The 25,044-nt window shown below is 64.1% G+C and carries 21 protein-coding genes and 1 tRNA gene; 11 read left to right on the top strand and 11 right to left on the bottom strand.

What is annotated here, in order from left to right:
• Positions 1-7: 7 nt before the first annotated feature.
• The 4 genes from EWU68_RS00760 to rmuC all read left to right on the top strand — a co-directional run bounded on the left by EWU68_RS00760 (position 8) and on the right by rmuC (position 3,799).
• Entirely contained in the window at positions 8-772 is a 765-nt protein-coding gene (locus tag EWU68_RS00760) for an ABC transporter permease (RefSeq protein ID WP_129313974.1), read from the top strand.
• Positions 769-1,899, top strand: coding sequence for a sensor histidine kinase (locus EWU68_RS00755; RefSeq protein ID WP_129313973.1), 1,131 nt, complete (start codon positions 769-771; stop codon positions 1,897-1,899). The genes EWU68_RS00760 and EWU68_RS00755 overlap by 4 nt, the downstream gene beginning before the upstream one ends.
• Entirely contained in the window at positions 1,896-2,507 is a 612-nt protein-coding gene (locus tag EWU68_RS00750) for a response regulator transcription factor (RefSeq protein WP_129313972.1), read from the top strand. Before EWU68_RS00755 ends, EWU68_RS00750 begins: the two co-directional genes overlap by 4 nt.
• 86 nt (positions 2,508-2,593) lie before the next feature.
• Entirely contained in the window at positions 2,594-3,799 is a 1,206-nt protein-coding gene (rmuC, locus tag EWU68_RS00745) for a DNA recombination protein RmuC (protein WP_129313971.1), read from the top strand.
• Here rmuC and EWU68_RS00740 read toward each other — a convergent pair.
• Positions 3,796-4,728, bottom strand: coding sequence for a hypothetical protein (locus EWU68_RS00740; RefSeq protein WP_129313970.1), 933 nt, complete (start codon positions 4,726-4,728; stop codon positions 3,796-3,798). The genes rmuC and EWU68_RS00740 overlap by 4 nt on opposite strands.
• Positions 4,729-4,826: 98 nt before the next feature.
• On the opposite strand from EWU68_RS00740, the gene xseA reads away from it, so the two are divergent.
• Complete coding sequence (gene xseA / locus EWU68_RS00735; RefSeq protein WP_129313969.1) at positions 4,827-6,152, top strand: exodeoxyribonuclease VII large subunit; 1,326 nt, start codon at positions 4,827-4,829, stop codon at positions 6,150-6,152.
• 59 nt (positions 6,153-6,211) lie between these two features.
• Positions 6,212-6,451 carry an exodeoxyribonuclease VII small subunit gene (locus EWU68_RS00730; RefSeq protein ID WP_129313968.1) on the top strand — a complete coding sequence of 80 codons (240 nt, stop codon included), beginning with the start codon at positions 6,212-6,214 and terminating at the stop codon, positions 6,449-6,451.
• 56 nt (positions 6,452-6,507) lie between these two features.
• On the opposite strand, the gene EWU68_RS00725 is transcribed toward EWU68_RS00730, so the two are convergent.
• The 3 genes from EWU68_RS00725 to EWU68_RS00715 form a co-directional block, all read right to left on the bottom strand.
• Positions 6,508-7,728 carry a pyridoxal phosphate-dependent aminotransferase gene (locus tag EWU68_RS00725; RefSeq protein WP_129313967.1) on the bottom strand — a complete coding sequence of 407 codons (1,221 nt, stop codon included), beginning with the start codon at positions 7,726-7,728 and terminating at the stop codon, positions 6,508-6,510.
• Between the two features lie 131 nt (positions 7,729-7,859).
• Positions 7,860-8,891, bottom strand: coding sequence for an ABC transporter substrate-binding protein (locus EWU68_RS00720; RefSeq protein ID WP_129313966.1), 1,032 nt, complete (start codon positions 8,889-8,891; stop codon positions 7,860-7,862).
• Positions 8,892-8,938: 47 nt separating this feature from the next.
• Positions 8,939-9,370 carry an NUDIX hydrolase gene (locus tag EWU68_RS00715; RefSeq protein WP_238692232.1) on the bottom strand — a complete coding sequence of 144 codons (432 nt, stop codon included), beginning with the start codon at positions 9,368-9,370 and terminating at the stop codon, positions 8,939-8,941.
• Between the two features lie 96 nt (positions 9,371-9,466).
• Here EWU68_RS00715 and EWU68_RS00710 point away from each other — a divergent pair, with 96 nt between their 5' ends.
• A complete protein-coding gene (locus tag EWU68_RS00710; protein WP_129313965.1) occupies positions 9,467-10,492 on the top strand; it encodes a mechanosensitive ion channel family protein in 1,026 nt (341 codons plus the stop codon).
• On the opposite strand, the gene EWU68_RS00705 is transcribed toward EWU68_RS00710, so the two are convergent.
• Positions 10,428-11,330 carry a LysR substrate-binding domain-containing protein gene (locus tag EWU68_RS00705; protein ID WP_129313964.1) on the bottom strand — a complete coding sequence of 301 codons (903 nt, stop codon included), beginning with the start codon at positions 11,328-11,330 and terminating at the stop codon, positions 10,428-10,430. The two genes, EWU68_RS00710 and EWU68_RS00705, sit on opposite strands and share 65 nt — an antisense overlap.
• Positions 11,331-11,419: 89 nt before the next feature.
• On the opposite strand from EWU68_RS00705, the gene EWU68_RS00700 reads away from it, so the two are divergent.
• Positions 11,420-11,492: transfer RNA gene (locus tag EWU68_RS00700), tRNA-Ala, on the top strand.
• Positions 11,493-11,569: 77 nt separating this feature from the next.
• Here the strand turns inward: EWU68_RS00700 and EWU68_RS00695 are convergent.
• From EWU68_RS00695 to galU, 4 genes are all read right to left on the bottom strand, one after another.
• Positions 11,570-12,052 (bottom strand): DedA family protein, encoded by a 483-nt coding sequence (locus EWU68_RS00695; protein WP_129313963.1) that lies wholly within the window; start codon positions 12,050-12,052, stop codon positions 11,570-11,572.
• 454 nt (positions 12,053-12,506) lie between these two features.
• Complete coding sequence (locus tag EWU68_RS00690) at positions 12,507-14,066, bottom strand: CYTH and CHAD domain-containing protein (protein ID WP_129313962.1); 1,560 nt, start codon at positions 14,064-14,066, stop codon at positions 12,507-12,509.
• Between the two features lie 131 nt (positions 14,067-14,197).
• Positions 14,198-15,262 (bottom strand): prolipoprotein diacylglyceryl transferase, encoded by a 1,065-nt coding sequence (locus EWU68_RS00685; RefSeq protein WP_129313961.1) that lies wholly within the window; start codon positions 15,260-15,262, stop codon positions 14,198-14,200.
• A gap of 379 nt (positions 15,263-15,641) precedes the next feature.
• A complete protein-coding gene (gene galU / locus EWU68_RS00680) occupies positions 15,642-16,556 on the bottom strand; it encodes a UTP--glucose-1-phosphate uridylyltransferase GalU (protein WP_129313960.1) in 915 nt (304 codons plus the stop codon).
• A 201-nt stretch (positions 16,557-16,757) separates the two neighbouring features.
• Between galU and EWU68_RS00675 the strand changes: the two genes are divergently transcribed.
• From EWU68_RS00675 to EWU68_RS00665, 3 genes are all read left to right on the top strand, one after another.
• Positions 16,758-17,384 (top strand): 5-formyltetrahydrofolate cyclo-ligase, encoded by a 627-nt coding sequence (locus tag EWU68_RS00675; protein ID WP_129313959.1) that lies wholly within the window; start codon positions 16,758-16,760, stop codon positions 17,382-17,384.
• Between the two features lie 41 nt (positions 17,385-17,425).
• A complete protein-coding gene (locus EWU68_RS00670; protein ID WP_129313958.1) occupies positions 17,426-17,725 on the top strand; it encodes an FmdB family zinc ribbon protein in 300 nt (99 codons plus the stop codon).
• Positions 17,726-17,906: 181 nt separating this feature from the next.
• On the top strand, positions 17,907-18,587 hold the full coding sequence (locus EWU68_RS00665) for a CpaB family protein (protein WP_129313957.1): 681 nt from the start codon (positions 17,907-17,909) through the stop codon (positions 18,585-18,587).
• 306 nt (positions 18,588-18,893) lie between these two features.
• Here EWU68_RS00665 and EWU68_RS00660 read toward each other — a convergent pair whose 3' ends face one another.
• The gene (locus EWU68_RS00660) at positions 18,894-23,171 is read right to left on the bottom strand and encodes a hypothetical protein (RefSeq protein WP_129313956.1); all 4,278 of its coding nucleotides are present in this window, start codon (positions 23,169-23,171) and stop codon (positions 18,894-18,896) included.
• Positions 23,172-23,371: 200 nt separating this feature from the next.
• Positions 23,372-24,970, bottom strand: coding sequence for a glutamine-hydrolyzing GMP synthase (gene guaA / locus EWU68_RS00655; protein WP_420852858.1), 1,599 nt, complete (start codon positions 24,968-24,970; stop codon positions 23,372-23,374).
• Positions 24,971-25,044 lie beyond the last annotated feature (74 nt).

Raw genomic sequence — 25,044 nt, 5'->3', positions numbered from 1 at the left:
GACAACCATGAATATCGCAGCCTTCACACTCATCGACCTCCGCAGGACCCTCGCCGACCGTTCCGGCGTCGTCTTCTCCGTGATCCTCCCCGTGGTCTTCTACCTGCTCTTCGGGGCGATGCAGGATTATGCCGAGGCTCCTTTGAACGATGGCAATACCGCCGCCTACGTGATGATCGGGATGGCGGTCTACGGCGGCGTCGTGGCGGCCTGCGCGACGACCGGCAACGTCGTCGTCGAACAATCCACGGGGTGGGGACGCCAGTTGGCCCTGACGCCACTTCCGACACCCGCGATGCTCGCGTCGAAGGGCGTCATCATCCTGGTTCGCGCCCTGCTCCCCGTGCTCGCCGTGAACATTGCCGGGCTGTTCACCCAAGCCGATATGCCTGCCGGCGAGTGGATCACGTGCGCCGTGCTCGCCGTGGTGGTCGCGCTCCCCTTCGGCTTCTACGGAATGATGTTCGGGTTGCTCTTCCGGTCGGAATCCGCGGTCTCGATCTCCAGTACGGCGTTGGTCATCCTGTCCTTCATCGGTAACGCGTTCTCTCCACTGCCCGAGTTCCTCATGGGCCTGTCACGCTTCACCCCGCTCTACGGAGCCTCGAGCCTGGCACGTTATCCTCTGACTGATGGCATCCAGGCCATCAGCGACGGGACCGGCACCGTGACCGATCCGTTGTGGTATGCCGTGGTCAACGTCATCGCGTGGACACTCGTCTTCTCCGGGGCGTGTGCCGTCCTGAGCCGTCGACAGAAGGAACGCAAGTGAAACCTGAGAGGCCCCGGTTCCAGGCGATCCGTGCGGTGCAGGCCGGGGTCTGGCTGATCTTTGTGGTCTTTGCGGTCATTCCGCTCTTCTACGTTCAGCACACGCCGCTCGGACTCGGTGCGGGATTGACCTTGATCGGCTTGTTCTGCGTCATCTACGCTGGAGGCTTCGGCTACTCCGAACTTCTGGTAAGACGCCGGTACAGACTGTATTGGTGCTGGATCGCACTCATGGCAATCATCGTTGCCGCGCTGTCTCTCCTCATCGGACTCAGTGTGGTCAACCTGACCACGTTCTTCGTCGCCGCGTTCTTGTTCTTGCTGCCGTCCCGCGCCGGGATCCTTCTCACCTCCGCGCTGGTGGTCGCCACGAACGTCGCCGTCCTTCTGGCCGCCGATTCCGGGGCCTTTCCCTACGTGCTGAGCGGCACCGTGTTGGGCCCGATCATCGTTCTGGTCGTCGCCATCGCTGCGCGACGGGAAGACGTCGAGAACCGTCTCCGCCAGGATCTTGCGGTCTCGACCGAGCGCGAGACCGTCGCCCGCGACGTCCACGATCTGCTCGGTCATTCGTTGACGGTGATCAACCTGAAGTCCGAGGTCGCGGCGCGGACCATGGAGTCCGATCCCGAGGGCGCCAGACAAGAGGTCCTGGAGATCGCTCGGTTGTCCAGGACGGCGCTGGCGGACGTTCGTTCGACCGTCACACGCCTGCGGCAACCCGATTTTGCGGGCGAGATCGACGCCGCCGGCACGGCTCTCGCGACCGCGGGCATCACGGCGGATCTCCCGTCGTCGCCATCGGCCCGAGAGGTTTCGGGGGTCAATGCATCCTTGTTCTCCTGGGCCGTGAGGGAGGCGGTGACCAACGTGGTCCGGCATTCGGGTGCCTCGCGTTGCTCCGTCATGCTCACACCCGAAAAAATACAGGTCACGGACGACGGCCGAGGCATCGGTTCGGACTTCGGCAATGGTCTGAACGGCCTGCGAGAGCGGGTCGAACAAGCGGGCGGGGTACTCGTCGTCGAAAACGTGGTGCCCCGCGAAGACCTGCTCGACGGCGAGCACCCGGGGACCCGGGTCCTCGTCACCATGAACGGCGATCGCTCCCCCTTGGAGGAACCATGAGCACCATCCGAGTCCTCATTGCGGACGACCAGGACCTCGTCCGCGGAGCCCTGGCGGTCCTGTTGGATTCCGAACCCGATATTGAGGTGGTCGCCCAAGTCGGCCGGGGCGACCAGGTGCTCGACGCCGTCCGGAGCTCTTCGGTCGACGTCGCCCTCCTGGACATCGAGATGCCGGGAGGAACTGGCATCGAGGCGGCCGAGCTGGTGCGGGACGCCGGCCTGGATTGCGGGGTCATCATTGTGACCACGTTCGGGCGACCGGGCTATCTGAAGCGGGCCCTGTCCGCGGGAGTCCGGGGTTTCGTCGTCAAGGACACTCCCCCTGCCCAACTTGCCGAGGCGGTCCGGCGAGTGGACTCCGGATTGCGGGTCATCGATCCGTCGCTGGCACAGGAGTCTCTCTTCAGCCCCGAGAACCCCCTGACCGATCGGGAAATCGAGGTCTGTCGAGCAGCTCAGGACGGATCGAGCGTCAAGGCCATTGCCTCCTCTTTGAGCTTGTCGAACGGGACGGTCCGCAACCACCTGTCCTCCGTGATCCGGAAAACGAATGCCAACAACAGGTTCGAGGCCGTGCGTCAGGCCCAGGACAGCGGGTGGCTGTGAAGAAGGACCAGCAACAGGCCGCGACGAGAGACTCCGGCACCCATCGCTTGTCTTAAGTTGTCAGTCCGTCCTGGCACAGTGGAATCATGACCGGATTGCCTCTTGTACTTTCAACTCTGCTGGCCCTCGTGATCGGGGGCATTGTCGGATTCGTGCTCGGTGCACGCTCTCGCACGTCGGATGCGGACCTCACTGAAGAGAACTCTCGTCTGCGCAGCGATCTGTCGGCGGCCCAGGAGGGCAGGGAGCAGTTGGCCCAACGCGTGGAAAGCCTGGAGAACCGCGCCCGCACGGACCAGGATGTCCTGCGCGCTCTCGCACCCGTCAAGAACCAGCTGGCCACGGTCGAACAACAGGTCCGGCAGATGGAACGCGAGCGCGCCGATCAATTCGGCTCCGTGAGAGAAGCTTTGGAGGTCTCCCGCCGCGGTCAGGAGGAACTGCGGGAATCAACGCACCATCTCTCCAGCGCGCTCCGCTCCACGACCGCTCGCGGCTCGTGGGGAGAGGCGCAGCTGCGGCGCGTCGTCGAAGCGGCAGGCATGGAGCGCCACGTCTCCTATTCCGAGCAGGTGGTCTCCGAAGTTCGGGACGAGTCCGGGGAAGCGCGTCGCCTGCGCCCGGACATGGTGGTTTCGTTGCCCGGCGGCAAGGAATTGGTCCTGGATTCCAAGGCTCCGTTGGACTCGTATTTGGAGTCCCAGGAAGCAGAGGAAGAATCAGAAAAGGCCGCCTGGGAGGCCAAACATGCCAAAGCGGTGCGTTCCCACGTGGATGCCCTGTCTTCGAAGCGGTATTGGGAAGCACGTGAGACGTCCCCCGAGATCGTGCTGTGCTTCCTTCCCATGGAATCGGCTCTGTCCGCTGCGCTGCGTTCTGATTCGAACTTGCTGGACTATGCCTCATCGCGTGGGGTCGCTCTGGTGTCGCCGGTGTCTTTGCTGGCCTCGCTCAAGGCGGTGGCCCTCTCGTGGAGGCAGGAAGCGGTCTCGCAGAATGCCCGGGAACTCTTGGCCCACTCGCGTCAGCTGTACGAACGGCTCTCGAGCGTCGGCGGACACCTGAAGAGCATGGGGAGGGCGCTGACCCGCAGCGTCGAGTCCTACAACTCGATGTTGGGTTCCCTCGAATCACGGGTCTTCGTCACGGCGCGGAAGATCAATGAGTTGGATCCGACCGCCGCTTCGGACGAACGTCTCGAAGCCTCTCCCGTGGAAACGGCACCCAAGCCTCTGAGCGCGCCGGAATTCCATGAGGCCGCGCCCGAGCCGGAGGACCGGTCGGCCTCCTAGAAGGTGTGCGAATGGTTCGCGTGGCGGGACGCATTCATCACGTGGATGATCACCAGGATCAGCGCGATCCCCAATCCCACTCCCAGACTCGTCAGGGCCCATGCCTGGACGTTGGACGTCAACGCATCACCCATGTGCTGCGCGATGAGCCCGCCTGTACCCTCCACGGTGTCGAGCTGGGCATGGAAGCGGGCCGCCAAGACGGTCATGCTCACCCAGGTGACCAGACCGGCGGCCGCAGCAACCAGAGCGACGAACAGTGACTTGCCGCGGGGAGCAGCGAGTGCCGAAACGAGAGTCGCCACCACCGCTACCGCCCCGTAGGTGGGGGCGACGGCGGCCAGGGACTGGGCGTTGTGCAGGAAGTGGGCCATGGGGCCCTCCTCACCCGAGGAAGGCGCCTTCTCCAGCTCGATCCGAGCCGTATCATCTCCCAGTCCCAGGTCGATGTGGACCGCGTTCTCCACCGTGTCGTTGACCGACTGGTAGATCGGACTCGCGTCCACCACAAGGGTCGAGGACGGGTCGTCACCGAAGTTGCTCGCGTGGGTTTCCTTGGCCGTCTGCTTCCATGTCGACCGGAAGTCCTCGGAGTCGACCACGCCCTTCACGGTCGAGTGCATCAAACCGGAAGCACGGTCCTTGGCCCAGCTCTGGAGGCCCGGCAGGCCCCCGATCGTCGATCCGTCGCCCAAATACTGCTGCACGGAATCCGAATCCATGATCTGCTGGGTCGCGGCATCCGCCAGGTCCGAGCGGAATGACTCTTCCTGGATCACGTCATCGGCACTCGATACGAAATGGGACTCGTCTCCCACGGACTGCTGGAACCACGCCAACAACAGCGTGAGAGTCGCCAGGCAGACCGCAAACACCGCAGCGATGACAGAGAACACCCAGCGAAGGGTCCAGGGAACGGAACGAGGCATGGGACCACCGTAATCGTTCACCGGAAACACCGCTGTATTCTCATCCACAGAATGCCGAAGGTCCTTATTCTGTCGGTCGGCCCTGGTAAACATTGACCATGAGCAATCCGCGATCCCCTGACGAATTCGATCCCGCGACGTCGTCCTCAGAAGCCGACGGGGACGGCCAGAAGGCACCCTTGCCGCAACTCGCCCGGGACACCACCCCGGACAACCCTTGGCCGTTGCATGTGCTCTCGACCAAAATGAGTCAGTACATCTCACGGTGCGATCCCAGTTGGGTCGAAGGCCAGATCATCGAACTCAAGAAACGGGCCCGAGTCACATACGTGACCCTTCGGGATCTGCATGAGGAAGTCTCCGTCCCGGTGAGCCTGTTCCAGTCGGAGGTCGCCCGGTTCGATGGCGATCTGGAACACGGTATGCGCGTGGTCGTGCGTCTCAAGCCCGACTTCTGGAAGAAAACCGGGCGATTGTCCATGGTCGGCAGCGGAATTCGCCAGGTCGGCCTGGGAGACATGCTGGAGCGCATCGAACGTCTCCGTCGCAAACTACAAGCCGAAGGCCTGTTCGACCCGGACGCCAAGAAGCCATTACCGGTGCTTCCCCACCGCATCGGTCTCATCACGGGGCGGGACTCGGACGCGGAGAAAGACGTCATCCGAAACGCACGGTTGCGTTGGCCCGCCGCCCAGTTCGAAGTCAGGGAGGTCGCCGTGCAGGGTGCGACGGCCCTGGCCCAGGTCACCGCGGCCCTTCAAGAACTGGACGCGGACCCCGCGGTCGATGTCATCGTCATCGCGCGAGGCGGAGGCGCGCTCGAAGACCTCCTCCCCTTCAGCGAGGAGGACATGCTCCGAGCGGTTTTCCGTGCCGGGACTCCCGTGGTCTCCGCGATCGGGCACGAGGCCGACCAGCCCTTGCTGGATCACGTCGCCGATTGGAGAGCATCCACCCCCACCGACGCCGGAAAGACCGTCGTCCCCGATGTGGAGGAAGAACGCCTGCGCATCAACCAGGCACGAGCCACCACCGAGCGTGCTCTGCGCATCTTCATCGAACGCGAGTCGAATGGGTTGCACCAGTACCGGTCCCGACCGGTCCTGGCCAACCCGGAAACCATGCTCATGGCTCGCGAGGAAGAAACGGACACCGCCAGAGAACGAGCGTTGCGAGCGGTGCGTGTCGCCGTGGACCGTCACGTGGATTCCATCGCGCATTTGCGCTCTCGCGTCAGATCGCTCTCGCCGCAGAAGACCCTCGACAGGGGGTACGCCGTGGTGCAGGACTCGGACGGGTCCGTGGTGCACGATGCACAATCCCTCACCCCGGATTCCACGGTCACCGTTCGCGTGGCCTCCGGCGGTTTCGACGCCTCGGTCACCAGTATCAAACGCGACGATCCGCGCGACCAGCCCGATTAGATCCCCCAGACCAACCACACACCGTATTCGCACATCCGCTACCGCCGGAAGGACAATCCATGCCGAACGAAGACTTCACCCCCGTCGAGAATCTCAGCTACGAGCAGGCACGAGAGGAACTCATGGGAATCGTTTCCAAGCTCGAATCCGGTGCCTCAAGTCTCGAGGACTCACTGGCCCTGTGGGAACGAGGGGAAGCTCTGGCCCAACGCTGCGAGGAATGGTTGGACGGAGCGAAAAAGAGACTGGACGCGGCGAAAGAACGCCGCGCCCAGTCCAATGGGGATACCAGCGAGTGACGGGTGAGGGCTCCGAATCGACCTTCGGGGCCCTCACCTGACGGACCCGCGGTCCGTCAGCTCTGGTGGTAGCCGCTCAGGAACTCCCCGATCCGGTCCAGGGCCGTATCGAGAGTCTTGACGTCCGGAAGGGTCACGAGACGGAAATGGTCGGGGGCCTTCCAGTTGAAGGCCGTTCCGTGGCTGACCAAGATTTTCTGTTCCTTCAACAGGTCCAGCGCGAACTGTTCGTCGTCGACGATCCCGAACTTCTCCGCGTCCAACTTGGGGAACAGGTACAACGCGCCCTTGGCCTGTTCACAACTCACACCGTCAATCTGGTTGAGCTTCTGATAGGCAATGTCCCGCTGCTCGCGGAGCCTGCCACCAGGCAGGATCAGGTCGTTGATCGACTGGTACCCGCCCAAGGCCGTCTGGATGGCGTGCTGCGCAGGCACGTTGGCGCACATGCGCATGTTGGCCAGGAGCTTGATGCCTTCAACATAGTCCTCGGCCTTCCACATCGGGCCGGTGATCGCCAACCACCCGGCCCGGTAGCCCGCCACACGGTATGCCTTGGACAGCCCCGAGAAGGTCAGGCACAGCACGTCCTCACCGGTGAGGGTCGCGGTATTGACCATCTCCGCGTCGTCGTACGTGATCTTTTCGTAGATTTCGTCCGAGAAAAGGATCAGGTCGTGCTCCCTCGCGAGATCCACGATCTGCTGCAGGGTTTCCTTGGAGTACACGGCCCCGGTCGGATTGTTGGGGTTGATGATCACGATGCCCTTGGTATTGGGCGTGATCTTCGCGGCGATGTCCTCGATATCCGGGTTCCAGCCGTCCTCCTCTGAACACTGGTAGTGCACCGGGGTTCCGCCGGACAGGGCAACCGACGCCGTCCACAAGGGATAATCCGGTGTCGGAACCAAGATCTCGTCACCCCGGTTGCACAGGGCCTGAAGGGACAACGTGATCATTTCCGAGACGCCGTTGCCGATGTAGACGTCGTCGGTATCGAGGTTCCGGATCCCCCGAGTCTGGTAGTACTGCACCACGGCGGTCCGCGCGGAATAGATGCCTCGCGAATCGGAATACCCCTGCGCCTCGGGCAGGTGCCGGATCATGTCCATCATGACCGCGTCCGGCGCTTCGAAACCGAACGGTGCCGGGTTGCCGATGTTCAGGCGAAGGATTCGATGACCCTGCGCCTCCATCCTCTGGGCTTCCTCGAGTACCGGTCCTCGAATGTCGTACAGGACGTTGTTCAGTTTCGTCGATTGCCGGAATTGTGCCATGCGATTCAGCGTACCCTTCGTCCGAACGTGTACTGATGTGTGTCACGTTAGCCTTCGCGAAGGTTTCAGATTATCCGAACCGGGGCCGCCGCACAGCGCTGTGCACGCATGTTTCGACATGGCCCGACTCGTCAGAAGCCGTTCTCCTTGAGCCAGAAGTCGGCGGCGTCCTTGGAAGAAATGGGCTTGTCCCCGGTCGTGAGCCGGTTGAGGAACACCAGATCCCCCGTCCCCAGCTTGGCGGAGAGGTCATTGACCGCCGACTTCGCCGAATCCGGCAACTCCCCGGAACGAACCACGGGAACCACCTCCTGGGCGATGAAATTCGCTTTCGGATCCTCCAGAACCACGTAATTGTTGTCCTTGACCACCGCCGATGCCGTGTACAGGTCCGCGACGTCGATGCTGCCGTCGTCGAGGTCGTTGGAGAGCTTCTCCTGATCGTCCTCGTGCTTGAAATTATTGGGCGCGCACCCATAGAGCTCGTTGAGCCCCTTGTTGCCGTACGACGTGTCCTCGAAACCGTTCGGTACACCGAATTTGAGGTCCTGGCAGTGCTCCGCCAGATCGTTGATCGTCGAGAGTTTGTACTTCGCCGCGGTGATCTGGTTGACCACCAACGCGTCCTTGTTCTCCGCGGAGGATGCGTTGAGGGTGGTCACGCCATCGGGAAGCACTTTCGGCAGCGTGGACGAAATGTCGCTGCTCGACATCCCGTGCACGTTGAAGGCCGCGCTCGGGCTGGGTGTGGGGGTCGCAGACTTGCTGGCCCGAGGATCGCTCGCGTCGCTCTGGTCGGAGGAGGGCGACGCCGTGGCCTTCGGGTTCTTGCGACCGCCGTCGGTCAGGGACAACAGCAGGTTCCCGGAGTAGTCCGGGACGAGATCGACGGAGTTCTCGTCCCCCTTGGCCATCTGGTTCACGACGTCGAGTCGATCGTCGGGAGAATCCACGACCTCCGTGCTGTACCCGGATTTCTGCAACACCCCGGCGTACAGGTTGGCAATGACCTCCGACTCGTGCGTCGTCCCCTTCCCGATGCGAATCGTCCGGAAGTCGGACGCCGAAGGATCGGGGGTCGCTTCCCCGCCGCCGGAACACGCGCTCAGGACAGTCACGAGTGCGGCCATCATGGCAAGGATCGGCAGGATCCAACGCTTCACTTCAATCTCCTCGCGGAATTCTTGGGGACGGGGGCTCGCGGCCCGCTTCAGTGGGCCAGACCGTAGTGTTCGGCCGCGACCTCGACCAAGGATACTTTCCGAATCTGGGGCAGATCCTCCAAGGGGACCCAGGCGACGTCGTCGGTCGAGCCGCCGACGTCGATCACCTCCGCAGAGCCACCGGTGATGTACGCCCGGTAGAGAATCCGAAGGCTGTGGAAAGGACGGTCGCGCCCGTCGTCGTAATACTTGCTGTCGACCCCGAGGATTCCGTCGAGGCGTACTGTGTAGCCGCTCTCTTCGTAGACCTCCCGGATCACGGCGTCCTCGGCCGTCTCACCGATTTCCAAGCCGCCGCCGGGCAGGGTCCACCCGGCTCTCTCGGGGTGCGTCTCTCCCGTCCAATGGGTCAGCAGGATCTTGCCCTGTTCGATGATGACCGCATAGGCGGCGGGTCGCGTGTCCATGTCGAGAGCCATGGACACAATCCTAGTTGTCCCGCGAAGGGCACGCGTCCAGGATCTCTTGAGCCGATATTTGGCACCGTCACACGGTGGTCTCCTAAAATTTTGGTCATGAATCTTTCCGCCGCAGACTCCGGCAACCTCCTCACGGACGTCTCGAGTTTGGACTTCTGGCTCGACCACCCACTTCGCATCGTCCTGATCTTCCTGATCTCCGTCCTGGTCAATCTCCTGGCGAGGACCGTGATTCATAAGGTCACGGACAGCATCGCGAAGGGGACGAAGGCGCGGGTCGTTTCCAAGAAGAACAGCAATGGCCCCCAAGAGTGGGTCGAGGACGCGGTCACCGCCCGTCAGCGTCAGGCCCAGAGGGCCAAGACGGTGGGTTCGGTGCTGCGTTCGGTCGCAACCATCGTCATCTGGACCATCGCTGTCCTCATGATCATCTCGGAACTCGGGTTCAACATCGCCCCGGTCATTGCCAGCGCCGGGATCGCCGGTGTTGCGCTCTCCTTCGGTGCACAATCGCTCGTCAAGGACTACTTGGCGGGCGTCTCGATCGTCGCCGAGGACCAGCTCGGCATCGGCGACGTCGTCGACCTGGGTGAAGCCAGCGGCACCGTCGAATCGGTGGGCTTGCGCGTGACTCAGGTGCGCGACGTCGAAGGCACCCTGTGGCACGTCCGCAACGGCGAGATCCTTCGTGTCGGCAACAAGTCGCAGGGTTGGGCACGGACCATCGTGGACGTCCCCGTCCCCTACAGTTGCGACATCGACCACGTGACGAGCCTCTTGCTCAAGGCCGCCAAGAAGGTCAAGAACGAGACCGAAGTCGGTCACTCCGTTCGGGGCAAGCCCGAGGTATGGGGCGTCGAGGAGATGACCGGCGAATACCTCACCATGCGCATCGCGATGCGCACCGCACCCTTGCAGCAATGGGACGTGGCCCGCGTGCTTCGCGTCTACGTCAAGTCGGCCCTGGACAGAGAAGGCCTGCACATTCCGTTGCAGAACCAATCGGTGGTTCACGGAACCCAGACCATGCCGATCATCTCCGCGAGGTCCAACGGGCCTACCGCTTCTTCCCCCGCGACGACGTCCGAGACCTCTTCCCAGAACGATTCTTCGTCGAACTAGTTCGGCCCGACGGCGCCCGGCCCGGTTTTCTCCGAACCGGTGCCGGGCCTTCTTTCTTTCTCCCTGATTCCCGGTGCGCGTTCTCCGCTGTGCCCGAGGAGCCTCGGGAGCTGGACGCCTTGCGGCCTCGGGCGATACCCACGAACTCTTGGAGGATCTCCTCGTCCGCCGGTGCCCGGTCCGAAACGTCGTCACGGAGCCACACGAGGTCAACCGGCCTCGACGGCATGTCTTCGACCACGCGGTAGGTCAGATCCTTCCGGTGGTGATGCCTCGCCACGGACATCGGCACGATCATCAGCCCGATCCCCGCGGCCACCAATTCGATGCCGTCCGAGGTGTCCCTCATGCTCGGCAGTTTCCTCGGGTGGTGCGCCCGATAGGTGCTGCTTGCGTCCGCCCATTCGGGGATCGACGTGGGGTCCTGCAACATGAACTCCTCGGCGAGCTCTTCGACAGGGACCTCGTCCAGCAAGGTCAGCACATGGTCCACGGGAAGAACCACCACTGGCTTCTCTTCGAAGAGGCGAACCGCGTGGAATTCCGTGGCGTCGGGGCGGCCGCGCTCGTCGTCGGGCCGGAGCAAGGCCATGTGTGCGGCGGACGATCGAAGGGCTTCCACCCCGGAACCTTCATCGAGGGCCACCCGGGTCAGGGGCGTGGTGGTCCCGAATCGTTCGTCCCACCTGGAGAACCATTTGTCGGGCATGATCCCGGGCACGAAACCGACCGTCAGTCCGTCCCGCGGCGGGCCGAGGACTTCGTCCCGCTCCGGGGACGCATCGGCCGGTGCGGCGTCGTCGGGCTCGGTGGATCCTCCTGAGGGGGTGTCTGTCATGCTGACAACCTACCAGCGGCGCGGGGCGGATCCCGTCTCGTCCCGAGTTGTGCCGACGGCAGCGGCGGAGTACGGTAGAGGGGTTGCTTGGGGCTATAGCTCAGTTGGTAGAGCGTTTCGTTCGCAATGAAAAGGTCAGGGGTTCGATTCCCCTTAGCTCCACTCCACAAGAGTCGAAACCCTGTCCCGCATGCCGCGGGGCAGGGTTTTTTCTTGCCCCGGGTCGGGTACCGGACCCATCAGGAATCCTGGGCTTCCCGCGCCTCGAGCCTCGCCCGACGGGGCCAGAACTTGAGCGTCAGAACGGCCAGAAGTACGACGCCGATCGCGATCGCCGCGAGCCACGGCCTCTGGAGCCAGGCCCAGACCACGGCCATGCCCACCGTGCCGTAGATGGCACCCCAGATCAGGGTTCCCACGAGCATTGCGGGTATCCACCGGACGAGCGGCATGCGGGTGAACCCCGTGACCCCGATGACGGCGGTCTGAAATCCGACCGTCAGGAAGCAGGCGGGCACCGCAAGAATCCCCCACCGATTGACGAAAGCCTCGGCGTGTTTGTAGACGGGTGTTTCGAAAGCGGGCGCGAGCCGTTGCACATGGCGGCCGCCGGTTGCAACGAGACGACCCACCCCATAGACGAGGCTGGTCCTGAGGACTCCGACACCCCAGAAAAAGAGGATCGCTGTTCCCAGATCAAGGTTTTCGATCCACGCTCGCATGAGAACCAGCCTACCGAACATCGCCCGGCCCCTGGCGTGCGATGGGCCACCTACTGAGCCAACCCTTCGTCGTGGGCACCCGACAAACTGCTGTCCGCCGAGACCCGAAACCGTCGCCACATATGAGCTTGCTCACGTTCATATGCGTTCCACGGCACGCACATCCCCACGACAGCAGGCGAAAAGCTGCTTAGGCACAGCACGTCATCAAGAAAACACAGGCAAACCTAATTTTGGGGTAGCGCACACGCAGACCATTAGGTAATGTTTTTATTACCAAATAGCCGGGAGGCAAACCTGGGACGGTCTGCTGAACAGCAGACTCACAGCGGTCGGCGCCTCCAGTGAGTGAAGACCTTCTTCCTGTGTGTGATGCAAAGAATGGGCCCCGGGTTGTCCCCCGGGGCCCATTCGATTTAAACCGCCTCCGGCCCACCGGCCGCATTCACGAGCTTCAATCCGTCTTCTCGATGCGGTCCATCCCCTGGGACAGCGTCTCCCTCAGCCGCAGCATGGTTTCTCCTTCCAGGAGCCCCACGCCGTACCTGTCGAGCTCCCGGCGCTGGAAAACCCGCCCCGCCCGCGAAAGCCACTCGTGGGCGGCGTGCAGATCGAGGCACCGCCCGAGCTTCGACTGCAACGACCTGGCCCTCTTGGCCGACTTCTTCGCCTTGTCCGCGCGCTTCTTCGGCAGAGCCGATTCCGCATCGAGCGCTTCGACCGCGTATCGCAGTGACTTGGCCGCTTTCCGGACATCGTGGACGTGTTCCAGGGCCTCGTCGATGGTCGGTTCGTCCAGGTCCATCACACGGGAGCGACGCCGGTGCAGACGCGATTCCAGGTTCTCCAGGATCGCTTTGCTGACCTTCTTCTGCGACCACTCCGAAGCGACCTCGTCGAGACGGGGTTGAAGAACGAACGCACGGAGGTCCTTCATCAGGTCGAGATGCTCGGGCGAGGACAGACGGTTTCGTGCCGTGCGCAGAGCGGCGTCCTCGTCCTCGCTCAACACCTCGAGGATTTCCTGTCTGGTTCCGGTGGTCAGGCCGTCCCACTGGTACAGCCCTTCGAGGATCCCCCGAGCCACTTCGAGGTCGCGAGCAGGGCCCAGGTTCTCCCCGGTTGCCCGCAGGCCTGCGGAGAGACGCCTCTCAGCGTCGTCGTCGATCACGCCTCGCAGGCCCCTCAGGAGGCTCCGGATCCCCCTGAGCCGGATCCGCAGCTGGTGCACGGCGTCGGGGACCCCGGCGCGCACGCCCAGATCCAGGGTCGGCACGTCGTCCAAGTACTCACCGATGAGGCGGGCGATCAGCCGTTGTGCGGAGCCCAGTTTCGGTCCCTCGTCGCCGTCTTGTCGACGTTCCGGCGCCTCAATTCCTGCGGCCTCGTCGAAAGCCCGGTCCTGTCCCAGCGCACGAGAAATCTTGGCGACCGACGTCGAGGGACCCGCACCGGCTGCTTCCAGGACGTTTTCGACGTCGCCGAAGATCTTCTCCTGCTTCTTCCGGCCGAGGTCGTCCACGAGGAGCTCGACCTCCCACTCCTGCCACGATCGTTCCACCCCGGTCGCGTGATCGTACGCGCGCACCGTATCGTCGCACAGCTCTGCGACGGCGCGCCCGTCACCGTCACGAAGAAGGGTACGGAGCCGGCGCGTCGAGAGCCTCGCCACGGGCTCCAGGGATGCACCCAAGGTCACCCCGGACAGCATGTTCTTCACCGCGGCGGGCATGGACTCGGCGTCCTTGAGCAGATCGAAGTGCACTTCCTGACGGCCGTCGCCCAGGGCGAACTTGATATGCCAGCCTTCGTCGTGGCCGCCAAGGCGACGCCTGACGACGACGCGGTGACGAGCCAGGGCCCCCGCGGCGGTATCGAAGTAGGTCGCGTCCAGGTTCTGGGTCTCTGCTTCGGTATCCGCGACGAGCCTCGTGAGTCCGGTCAGGTCCGGACTCACGGCGTCGGCCGTGACCGCCTCGTATTTCCGCTCGATTTCCTGCTGTGTAGTGCTCATGGCGTGTCAGTACTCTCCGATCTGGGCTGTCCTGAGACGAAGCCCCGTGGTTCAGGAATGGTGGAGCCTCTCATGGATACCACAAAGCCCGCCGGTTTCCCGACGGGCTCTGCACGTTTCGGTGTGACGGTTCAGGCGCGACGACGAGACAGGACGTCGTCGAGATTCAGCACGCTGTCCCCCTTGCGCGCTGCCTCTTCCAACGTCGAGGAAGAGGACTTCGGCTCCTCCGGGACCTCGATCGGATCCGGTGTCTCGCGCCGAACCTCCGGGGCATCGACGTACGTGGGCTTCGGTACCTCGACGGGTGACCATTCGCTGACGACCGGTGTGAAGGCCACCGGCTTGCCCGCCGCCACACGTCGAGCCTGCTCACGCAGGTACTCGATGTCCATGCCTTCCCTGCCGTTGTCGTCCACGAACGGCACCTCGTCGACCGTGGCAATGGGCGACGCCGAGTCGGACGGTGCCTGCACCTCGGGCTCGCGGGATGCCGCGGAACCGGTCTGCGCTCCCCCGTCGTCGAGGAAATTGCGTGGCCGCCTGACGACCAGGCCCTCGCCACCGACGTCGGGGGCTTGGCCAGCGCGTTCGGTCGACTCGTCCTGTTCTGCGGACCTCGCCGTCGGCTCCGGACGAGCCTCCGATTCGGCGGCCCTCTGGTTTTCCTGGCCGCGTGCCGGGGCGGACTCAGGGGACAGAGCCGCGACGTCGGCCGAGCTGGGGTCACTGCCCGCAGTCGTCAACGGCGCCTCCGATGAGAGTGTTTCGCCGCGAGACCGCGACGATTCAGCGTTCCGGCCTTCCGTCGCGGAGGACGTCGATCTGCCGGGGCGCGCGGAGCCCAGGAGGCCTCTGTCGGCGAGCGCCAGATAACGCAGGCCACCGAAGGCACCTACCCCGACCAGAAGCAGAAAAACAGGCACGGGCCAGGCGATGGCCGTGAAGGGTGCGGCGATGGCCGTGACGATGCCGACCAGAATGGCCAGGAGGCCGACCACGGCGGTGGCTGTGCGCCCGACACGAATGCGCGGTGCCGAAGTGGCCGGCCGCTCAGTTGCGGCGTTCGACTTCTTCGGGCGAGGCACACGGACACCTTCGCTGCGCGTCTCCTCCTCGTAGACCACGGAGGACTCCGGCGGCACGGCATGGGGGGCTGCCGCCGAGGAATTCTTCGGGGACTGGGTACTGTTCATGTCATTCCTTTGACGCAGTAGCACGTTGTCCCGGGGGAAGGCGGGCTCTGTGTTGTCCATGATATCCGGGGCCACGACCTGCGCCATCACGGCGGGTCGACGGCGGCGTTCGAAACTGCGCACCGACCACGCGACGAGGACGAAAGCGACGATCAACAGAAGACTGGACGTCGAAACCCATGACAACAACACGGTTGTAGTTTACAGGCGTCGAAGCGTGGTCCAACCCACTGCGACCGGGCGTGTCACCTGATATTTCGCCGTATTCATTCGATACAAACCCTGAGTCCGGGGCTCAGCAAACCCGGATCTCACGGAGAATGCGGGGCCTCGTTCGAGACCCCGCATTCCGGATTCAACCTGTGGTTCGATCAGAGGGCTATTCGTCCGGAAGTGACGCGACGAATTCCTTCAGCCAGGGGCGCAGGCCGGGGCCCAGGTCCTCGCGCTCCGCGGCGAGAATGACGTTGGCCTTGAGGTAGGAGAGCTTGTCTCCGGTGTCGAAGCGGCGTCCTTTGAACACCACGCCGTACACGCCTTCGCCTTCTCCCTCACCCTGTCCCAGGGTCTCGAGGGCGTCCGTCAGCTGGATCTCGTCACCGCGTCCGGGAGGCGTCTCCTCGAGGACATCGAAGACTCGGGGATGCAACACGTACCGGCCGATGATCGCCAGGTTGGACGGGGCTTCTTCCGGCTTGGGCTTTTCCACCATGCCGGTGACCTTGACGTAGTCCTCGCCCTCGACCGCCTGGACCGCGGCGCATCCGTAGGCGCTGATCTGGTCCTGGGGCACCTCCATGAGAGCGACGACGCTGCCGCCGGTCTTCTGCTGGGCTTCGATCATCCGCTCGAGGAGATCCTCGTTCTCATCAATGAGGTCATCGCCCAGGAGCACGGCGAACGGCGAATCGCCGACGTGGGTTTTCGCACGAAGTACCGCGTGCCCCAGGCCCTTCGGATCGCCCTGGCGCAGGTAGTGCAACTCCCCCAACGCGGTGGCGTGCTGAACCGACGCGAGAAGTTCCTTCTTGCCCGACGCCTCGAGTGACGCCTCGAGGTCGGGGATCCGGTCGAAATGATCCTCCAATGCGCGCTTGGAACGGCCCGTGATCATGAGAATGTCATCGAGGCCAGCGGAAACGGCTTCCTGCACCACGTACTGGATGGCCGGTCGGTCAACGACCGGAAGCATCTCCTTGGGGCTGGCCTTGGTGGCCGGCAGGAACCGAGTGCCCAGTCCTGCGGCCGGGATCACAGCCTTGGTGACTGGTTTCTGTGAATCATTTGCGGTCATACCTCTCAGAATAGCTGAGGACCTGCGAAAAACCTTGGGTTTGTCACAGCAGGTTTGTAGTGCAGGATAAGTCGTTGCTGTGAAGAACGGGCCACTGTTTCTCACGTGTGGGTCCAGTGCGCCGGACACGTCGTCGTCGTGCTGGAAACCATTACCCTGAATATCTGAGCCCCTGCCCAACCCGTGCGAGGAGGAGCACTCATGCAGGATTCGGGTGTCACTCGCTCCAAGAGCGATCTGAGAGCCCGTTTGTTGGATGCCCGTGCCCACAACAGGCAGACTTCCGCACCCGGGGAGGAGAGCGCATCGGAGGCGTTTCGTCGGTTGCTGGCGGAGCACATCGTGCGGTCCACGCCGTCCGGGGCGACGGTGTGCGCATACCTTCCGACCGCCGGGGAACCACCGATCGAGCCCGCCCTCGAGGAAGTCCACGCTTCCGAGCGGAGGATTCTCGTGCCGGTGACGAGGCCCGGACGCCTCCTGGAGTGGGCCGCGTGGACCCCGGCCGTCGACGTCGTCGAGAGCCGCTTCGGTATCAGGGAGCCGGTCGGAGAGAGGTACGGTCCCGAGGCTTTCGTGCGTGCCGATCTTCGGCTGATACCGGCTCTCGCGATCGACCTCTCAGGGTTTCGCCTGGGCTACGGGGGCGGGTTCTACGACGCCGCCCTCGCTGCCGTGTCGAGCGGTCCGCGGCCCACGTCGAATGTGGGTGTGTGCTTCGCGGACGAATTGCTGGAGGCGGGGTCGGTTCCGACGGAGCCGCATGACGCGCGGCTGGACCTGGTGTGCACGGAACGCGGATTCACTCGCATCGGGAACTGGCCGTAATATAGTTCCGCCGCATCCCACGAACCCAGAGGAGAATGCTCATGCCCGTATACGCGTATGTGTGCAAGAACTGTCAGCACGCATTCGATATTCGACAGGCCTTCACGGACGACGCGCTCAAGGAATGCCCCGAATGCCGGACCGAGTCCTTGCGCAAGAAATTCAACACCGTGGGCGTGAGTTTCAAGGGCAGCGGGTTTTACAGCACCGATTCCAAGTCCTCCGGTTCCGGGACCTCGGGCGGCTCGACATCGACGACTTCTTCGTCGGAGGCCTCAGGATCCAGCTCGTCGGCGTCCAGCTCGTCGTCATCCAGCTCGACGGCAGGCAGCGGCTCCTGAACCTCTCGCAGGTCCAGCGTGTCCAGAGCGCTGGTCCGTCCACAGTGACGGCTGTCCGGTCCGGATGACCCGTGGAACGCACAGTGCCCTGTTTTCCCGGGCCGCGCGCACGCCGATTGTCACTCTGTTGTGACAGTTTCGGTCCATGCTCTTGTTCCGGTTCCGCCCACCGTTCCGCCGCGTGCGTCCGACCGTTCCGATCGGCGTCAGAATTCGCTCGCATCTCAGCCGCCGGGCACGCCTGCTCGGCACTGTCCTGTTGATCGCGGCGACCCTTGGCAGCTGGTTCCTGCCGACCCATCCGTCGAATCCTGAGGCCCAGATCCTGATCGCGAAACGTCGGCTCCCGGCGGGCCATGATCTTTCCTCCAACGACGTCGAGGTGGTCGCGGTTCGCGGCGAGGGGGTCGAATCATTGCGTGAGAGCGCTCCCCCACTCGAATCCGTCGTCGGGGCCAGGCTCGCGGTCGCCGTGGACCGAGGCCATCAGGTCACGGGGTCGATGACGGTCGCCACGGATCTGACGCGCGATCTTCCCGAGGGAACCGTGGCGGTTGCCCTGCCTGTCCGGGACGCAGCCTCGTTGCGGCACCTCGGGAGGCTGACCCCCGTTGATCTGTTCGCCCATGGGGACGAGCACGAGCGGTTGCGTGCGCAAGGCTTTCTGATCATGCCCCCGGACAGCACGACGGACGCGGACGCGGGCGCGGGCTTCTCGAACCGGGCGCCGGATGCCGCACCCGGGGGAAATCTCGCATTCTTCGCCGTCCGGCCCGATGTTGCCGAGCAATTTGCCAGTGTGCACGAGGAAATCGTCGTCGCGGCGACGACGCCCGGGAGTCCAGACGTGGCGACCCAGTGAATCCGTGGCGGGGCACCGAACCGTCACATCACGGTCAGTCCCAGTGCGGGGGTCGTTGTTCGCGCAACCAGCGTCCGCGGGCGTCGTCGCCCCGACTCGGGGAGGTCTGCTCCGTGGGCTCGCTCGCGCCCCGGCTTCGGCCACGCCGCGAATCGCGGCCGTCCGTTCCAGGGGTCCCGGGTGAGTCCCCAAGTCCCGCCAGCCGCTCGGGTTCTCCTTGGCTCACCGTGCTGCCGCCCGTGGCCCTCCGCGGTCCCCGATGGCGGTAGCGCCTCTGCTTCCCGGGTTCCGGGTTCGGATCGGGGGTCACCCGCGGTCCTGAGGTTCGAGGCCCAGGTATCCGAGGATCCGGTCCGCGACGGACTGTGGATCGGTGAAGACGTCCACGGCCCACAGGGACACGTGGTTCCACCCCGTTCTTTCCAGACGCTCGGGCTTCAAACGGGACCGCTCGCGCACCGAGAGTGCCGCATAGGCTTCCGTCCCGTCGCTGGAGAGCGCCACGGGGAGACGCATCGCGGAGGAGTCACGAGTCTCGGGATCCCCGGAGGTTCGCGCTCTCGGGCTGATGACGGCCCCGGCCGACATCGACTCGGCATGTGCCGTGGCCACGGCGTCGACTTCTTTGCCCGGAGTCACGGACACTTCGGCCCCCGCGCCTCTCAGCCGCCGCACGAGATCGGCGAGAAGCCAATCAGCCTTGCGTTCATCCTCTGCGGCGTCGTACACGGACAAGAACTCGCTGCCCGCGTGCTCCGGAGGAAGAATGGCCGCCTGTCCCGAATTCTCGCGGTCCCGTGAGGCCTCGAAGGAGGCCAGGAAACGTGCCAGATCCTTGACTCCCGTTGTCAGGTCCGCGGCCTGAAGCTGCTCCAGGCTCAGGGAGGTCACGACTCGAGTGTGGAAACGGGCAGTCGTCATTGCTTTCACGAAGCGTTGACGTCCGTGCTGGTCAGCCAGCTGCCCGAAGTGCGAAGAACGCGAACCGGCTTCGGCGGCAACGCCCAGACTGAAAATGACCCTGTCGCGGCGCAGCCCCTGAGACCGAGCGAGATCCAGAACTCGGAAGGGCTCTTGGCCGGGCTCGAAGAATTCCCGCAGATCAGGCCGGGATTCGAGACCTCGTCGGACGGCCTCGGCAATGCGTGCCGCGTGGCGCGTTCCGGCGGTCAGAACGGCCAGGGACTGTCGCGGGTTCTGAGCCGCGTGCTCGAAGACCATCTCGGCCACGGCGAGAACTTCCGCCTTGGGCGACTCGATAACGGGTGCCCCCACCCGGTCGTCGGGTTGTTTCCGAGTGAGGTAGTCGACGTCCAACGACCGGATTCTGCTGACTGCTTCCTCACCGTACGGCATGGTCGACAGGGCACCGCCGTAGAAATGGTTGTTGAGGTACGAGACCAGGGACTGGTCCCGGCACTCATGCACACGGTCGAGGGTGAGGCCCGGAAGCATCTCGCCGAGAACCTGCATGGCAGATTCCACGGGCTCCTCCGACGGCGGCTGTTCGTTTCCGGTGGTTGGAGACACGATGAACGGCTGCGGGTAGCCGGCGTGGTCGTCTCCGAACGCAATCACCTGGCGCGTGCGGGACAAGGCGGCAAGGCAAGCCCCCAGCGGTGTCGACTCGGCGTCGAGGACAATGACGGCATCAACGTGGGCCGACTGGGGCAGGGTGCGGCCGACGCCGAAGGGGCTGGACAACCACACAGGGAGCAGTCCGGCCACCATGTCGGGCGCCTGATCCAAGTACTCGCCGAGAGCGCACGGCGCGCCCTTGAGCATCCGCCGGAATTCCTTGGCTTGAAGAGGTTTGAGAGAGACGCGACGGTTCCATCCGCGGGCCGCGTCGTAACGGACCCTGGCGGGCCCGGAAGCAATGTGCGCCACGTCGGCCCGACGGAACGAGGATTCCACCTCGGTCAGAGTCTTGCCCCTGACCAGGTTGACCTCCGGGCGTTCGAGCATGATCTCGAAGGCAGATTGCCACCACGCCAGGTCCAATTCTGCGGCAACCCGGTCCGAAGCGACGTGCCGCTCCTCCAAATCGGACAGCAATTCCTCCAGACCCTTGCCACGCAGGATGTGCAGCAGTTGCTCCCGCTCGGGCAGGGTGTCCAGAAGGATGCGGTCGTTCGCCATGGCCTCCAGCGTTTCGACCAGATCCGGAAGAAGCAGCGTGAAGTAGTCCTTCCGGACCGGGCTCTCTTCCATGACGATCGACACGTCGGACAGTCCGTCGGCCACCTGGGCGTAGGACCGCCCGATGGTCTCGAGGTTTCCGGGCAAGCTGACCGTTCGCTCGTCCACGGCCCATGTCTGCCACTGCTCCCGCTGCGCCTGGACCTCGATCAGGGCCTGGTGCAGATCGGAAATGTGCACCTGCGGAACGATGTACTCCTTGGCTGCCCTGCGGAGCCGCGAACGCTGAATCGCCGACATATCGATGCCGCGTTCACGCCGCCAGGTCGACGTACCGGTCGCCGCGATCAAGTCGGTCACGGGCCGGTCGAAGATGTCACCTTTGAACCGGGAGAGGGAAACTCGGATTCCTTCGAGCAGGTCCAGTTGCTTCTTCCACCCGGCCAGGGTCCTCTCGGGGCGGAGGCCGATGCTCTCGAAGCCTTCGGTGATCTCCTTGCGCAGGGTTCGAGTGGTCTCCAGGAGGCTGCGCACCAGTGCACGTGCTTGTTTGGTCTCTTCGGTGTTGACCAAGGTCGCCCCGAACCAAGGGGCCTTGCGCGTCGACGGGTTGAAGGCCCTGAGCTCTGCGGCCCTCTCCAGCTGCGCGACCGTCTCGGCACGATCGACCGTCGCGTCCATGACGCCACGTTTGAACCGCACCCGGGTCGACGGCGCCTCGTCCTGCGAGGTCAGCTCGGCAAGGGTCTGCATCGCCTGCAACGGCGTCACACCCCAGCGTTCGTCGCGCCAATGCAAGGAGTCGATGTGCTCGATCAGTTGGCGCCGCGTGCTGCGGATTTCATCGTGCAGACCGGACAACCGCGGCTCGACGGCACGCTCGTGGCTCACGATGGTCTCGACGAATTTTCGGTGCAGTTCCTCCGGTTCGGGGTCTTCTCCGAGGTCGAGGGTGAGGTCCGAAAGCCCGAGTTCCGAGAGCCTGCGCCGCACGTTCTGAAGCGTCTCCCTGCGTTCGGCGAGGAAGAGTACGGATTTTCCTTCGGAGACGAGACCCGCGGCGACGTTGAGAGCCGCCCGCAGGTGCTGGGTTCCTGCTGGCGAGGTGACCGTCATCGACTCGCCGGCCCTGGCCCTCTGAACCAATTCGGAGACGGTGTCATCGGCGTCGTAGACCAGCGTCTCTTCCGCCGGATCCACCTGGTTCGCCGGAGCCGGCGACGACGTGAACTCCCGTTTCTCATAGGACTCGTCGAGCCGAATCCGGTTCAGGTCCGAGAGCTCGCGAAGCAGTCCGGAGGTCGCGGTGCTCGGCAGCTCCCCCACGGTGTCCGCGAGATCCGCGAAGGTCGAGATCACGGTCCGGGACTCGATGTGCATGCCGGGAACCTTCATGCACGCCGAACGCATGGCCTCCAGGACCGCATCCGGGGTCAGCCGTGAGCCCGAGGTCGCCGTTCGGTGCACACCTTGCTCGAACAGATCGATGCCGAATTCTCTGCGCAGTTGGCGGGCCATCGCCGGGTTGAGGCGAGCCGGCCCGTTGATGCGCAATTCGAAATCGTCGCCGTCCGGGTGAGGGTTGATCGTCACGGGGGCCAGAAGGATGGGCGCTATATGCCGCCGCTCACCACGTGCGCCGTCCGGTGTCCCTGAAGGATTCTTGGTCGCGAACCAGGACGCCGTTCCGGCCGCGAGGAAGCCGGCGTCGAGACCATGGTCTGCGTCGAGCTCGAAGACCTTTCCTCGAATAGCGTGCGCGGACCGGATCCCGTTCGAGAACTCAGCTCGGTCGCGAAGAATCGTGGACAAGCGGGTTCTGCGCCCGGACAACAGCTGAGCGTAACCCGAGGGATTGGAATTCGACAGGTCGATATGCACATTGTCGACCGGGTTGAAGTCCAGGAGCGCATCCGGTCCGGTGTACACATCGACTTGTTTCAGCCACCGACCGAGACGCAATTCGTCCCGATCGGCGGAGGCATCGTCCGTGGACGCGTCCGGGGTGGGATTCGCCTTCGCACCGGAGTGACCGTGCTCGTCTCGAGTTCCAGGGTCCCCCACGGGCGAATCTTCGCCGTCCGACTCCTCCTCAACCGGTGGCCCATCGGTGGTCTCCGTGCCCGACGTGCTCGGTTCGAGGTGGTCCGCCTCCGCGGCTGCTTCTTCCTCACTGGCCTCCGAGTCGGTCGCCGCCGTGACCGTGACGACGCCGAGCGATGCCACGGACTCAGGCCGTGTGACCTCGGATGCGTCGTCGCCTACCTGCTCGACCTGGAATTCCTGGGACGGCGTGCGCGAGGCGTCCTGGTCCGACGATTCACGGCCCTTGTCAGCAGCCTCAGACCCTTGCGGGCTCGCCCAGGGCACGGACGAGGTGCGGCGGTCCTCGGCCCCCGAGTTGTCCTGATCGTTCTGGTCGGCGGAGTGTGGCTTCGTCACGTTGTCTCTGCTTCCGGTGTGGTCGGCGTCATCTTCGCACGTGGTTGCCGCGCGGAAACCGCGCGCCCTCTCTATAGTAGAAGCACACCGAGCGGATTGCGTTGCAGAACCCGATGTCGTTGTGCTCAGACACGTGTGGCCCGGCCCCGGTTTCCGGGGCGGGCCACACGTGCGTCCGAGACCGAGACGGTCTCAGAAAATTATTCCCATTCGATCGTTCCGGGAGGCTTGGAGGTCACGTCCAGAACCACCCGGTTGACCTCCTGGACCTCGTTGGTGATCCTGTTGGAGATCTTGGCCAGGAGATCGTAGGGAAGCCTGGACCAATCGGCAGTCATCGCGTCTTCCGAGGAGACTGGCCGGAGAACGATCGGATGCCCGTAGGTTCGACCATCGCCCTGAACACCCACCGAGCGCACCTGCGACAAGAGCACCACCGGCATCTGCCAGACTTCGTTGTCCAGCCCGGCCTTGGTCAGTTCGGCGCGAGCGATGGCGTCTGCCGCACGCAGAACACTCAGATTCTCACGGGTCACCTCACCGATCACACGAATCCCAAGCCCGGGACCGGGGAACGGCTGGCGTGCCACGATCTTCTCCGGGACTCCGAGCTTTCGGCCGATGGCACGAACCTCGTCCTTGAACAGCGTGCGCAAGGGTTCGACCAAGTCGAATGCCAGGTCTTCGGGAAGGCCACCCACGTTGTGGTGGGACTTGATATTGGCGGCGCCCTCGCCTCCGCCGGATTCGACGACGTCGGGGTACAGCGTTCCCTGGACCAGGAACTTGATGTCCTCGCCGTTTCCTCCGAGTTCGGCCACGAGCTTGCGCTGGGCGTCCTCGAAGGAGCGGATGAACTCACGGCCGATGGCCTTGCGCTTGTCCTCGGGGTCCGTCAAACCTTCCAGAGCCGACACGAACCGGTCCGATTCGTCGATGGTCACGACCTTGATGCCCATGGTTTCGGCGTAATCCTGCTCGACCTGCTCACGCTCGCCGTCGCGCAGAAGACCGTGATCGATGAAGAAACAGGTCAGCTGGTCGCCGACGGCCTTGTGCACGAGTGCTGCCGCGACCGAGCTGTCGACGCCGCCGGACAGCGCGCAAATCACCTTGGCGTCACCGACCTGTTCACGGATCTTCTCGACCTGCTCGTCGATCACGTTGCCTGTGGTCCAGGTCGGCTTGAGACCTGCGACGTTGAACAGGAAGTTCTCGAGGATCTGCTGACCGAAATCGGAGTGCTTGACCTCGGGATGCCACTGCACGCCTCCGAGTTTCTTCTCCTCGTTGACGAATGCGGCCACGGGGGCCCCTTCGGTGCTCGCCAGGACCTCGAAACCACTCGGCGCCTCGGTCACGGAGTCGCCGTGGCTCATCCACACGTTCTGCGCCACCGGCGTGCCTGCCAGGAAGGAGACGCCATTGCCGGTCAGGGTCGCATCCGTTGCGCCGTATTCGCGCAGACCGGTGTGGGCCACGTTGCCGCCGAGAGTCTGCGCCATCACCTGGAAGCCGTAGCAGATGCCGAACACCGGAACACCGGACTCGTAGAGCCGACGGTCCCCGGCCGGGGCTCCTTCGGCGTACACGCTGGACGGGCCTCCGGAGAGCACAATGGCTGCGGGGTTCTTGGCAAGGATCTGCTCGGTCGGCATCGTGTGGGGCACGATCTCCGAATAGATGTTGGCGTCACGCACACGGCGTGCGATGAGCTGGGCGTATTGCGCCCCGTAGTCGACGACCAGAACGGGGCGATCTTCCAACTCGGATGTCGCCGAGGAATCGGATTGGGTCACTGCCATACTTTCGATGTTGTCGGGTGCGGAGAAATTGCCCCTGATTCGGGGCCCGATATTTTCAGTTTAGAACA

Source organism: Rothia koreensis (assembly GCF_004136575.1).
In the GTDB taxonomy this organism is placed as follows: domain Bacteria; phylum Actinomycetota; class Actinomycetes; order Actinomycetales; family Micrococcaceae; genus Rothia; species Rothia koreensis.
Note: the sequence above shows the minus strand (reverse complement) of the source record. Positions and strands in the feature narration are given on the sequence as shown.

Bases quoted from the DNA above. Each gene is read 5' to 3' on its own strand.
- EWU68_RS00670 (WP_129313958.1), top strand. From the start codon at position 17,426: ATGCCCGTATACGCGTATGTGTGCAAGAACTGTCAGCACGCATTCGAT.
- EWU68_RS00695 (WP_129313963.1), bottom strand. From the start codon at position 12,052: ATGCGAGCGTGGATCGAAAACCTTGATCTGGGAACAGCGATCCTCTTT.
- EWU68_RS00725 (WP_129313967.1), bottom strand. From the start codon at position 7,728: ATGGCACAATTCCGGCAATCGACGAAACTGAACAACGTCCTGTACGAC.
- EWU68_RS00685 (WP_129313961.1), bottom strand. From the start codon at position 15,262: ATGAACAGTACCCAGTCCCCGAAGAATTCCTCGGCGGCAGCCCCCCAT.
- EWU68_RS00690 (WP_129313962.1), bottom strand. From the start codon at position 14,066: ATGAGCACTACACAGCAGGAAATCGAGCGGAAATACGAGGCGGTCACG.
- rmuC (WP_129313971.1), top strand. From the start codon at position 2,594: ATGACCGGATTGCCTCTTGTACTTTCAACTCTGCTGGCCCTCGTGATC.
- xseA (WP_129313969.1), top strand. From the start codon at position 4,827: ATGAGCAATCCGCGATCCCCTGACGAATTCGATCCCGCGACGTCGTCC.
- EWU68_RS00710 (WP_129313965.1), top strand. From the start codon at position 9,467: ATGAATCTTTCCGCCGCAGACTCCGGCAACCTCCTCACGGACGTCTCG.
- EWU68_RS00740 (WP_129313970.1), bottom strand. From the start codon at position 4,728: ATGCCTCGTTCCGTTCCCTGGACCCTTCGCTGGGTGTTCTCTGTCATC.
- EWU68_RS00730 (WP_129313968.1), top strand. From the start codon at position 6,212: ATGCCGAACGAAGACTTCACCCCCGTCGAGAATCTCAGCTACGAGCAG.
- EWU68_RS00760 (WP_129313974.1), top strand. From the start codon at position 8: ATGAATATCGCAGCCTTCACACTCATCGACCTCCGCAGGACCCTCGCC.
- EWU68_RS00705 (WP_129313964.1), bottom strand. From the start codon at position 11,330: ATGACAGACACCCCCTCAGGAGGATCCACCGAGCCCGACGACGCCGCA.
- EWU68_RS00750 (WP_129313972.1), top strand. From the start codon at position 1,896: ATGAGCACCATCCGAGTCCTCATTGCGGACGACCAGGACCTCGTCCGC.
- EWU68_RS00675 (WP_129313959.1), top strand. From the start codon at position 16,758: ATGCAGGATTCGGGTGTCACTCGCTCCAAGAGCGATCTGAGAGCCCGT.
- galU (WP_129313960.1), bottom strand. From the start codon at position 16,556: ATGACCGCAAATGATTCACAGAAACCAGTCACCAAGGCTGTGATCCCG.
- EWU68_RS00715 (WP_238692232.1), bottom strand. From the start codon at position 9,370: ATGGCTCTCGACATGGACACGCGACCCGCCGCCTATGCGGTCATCATC.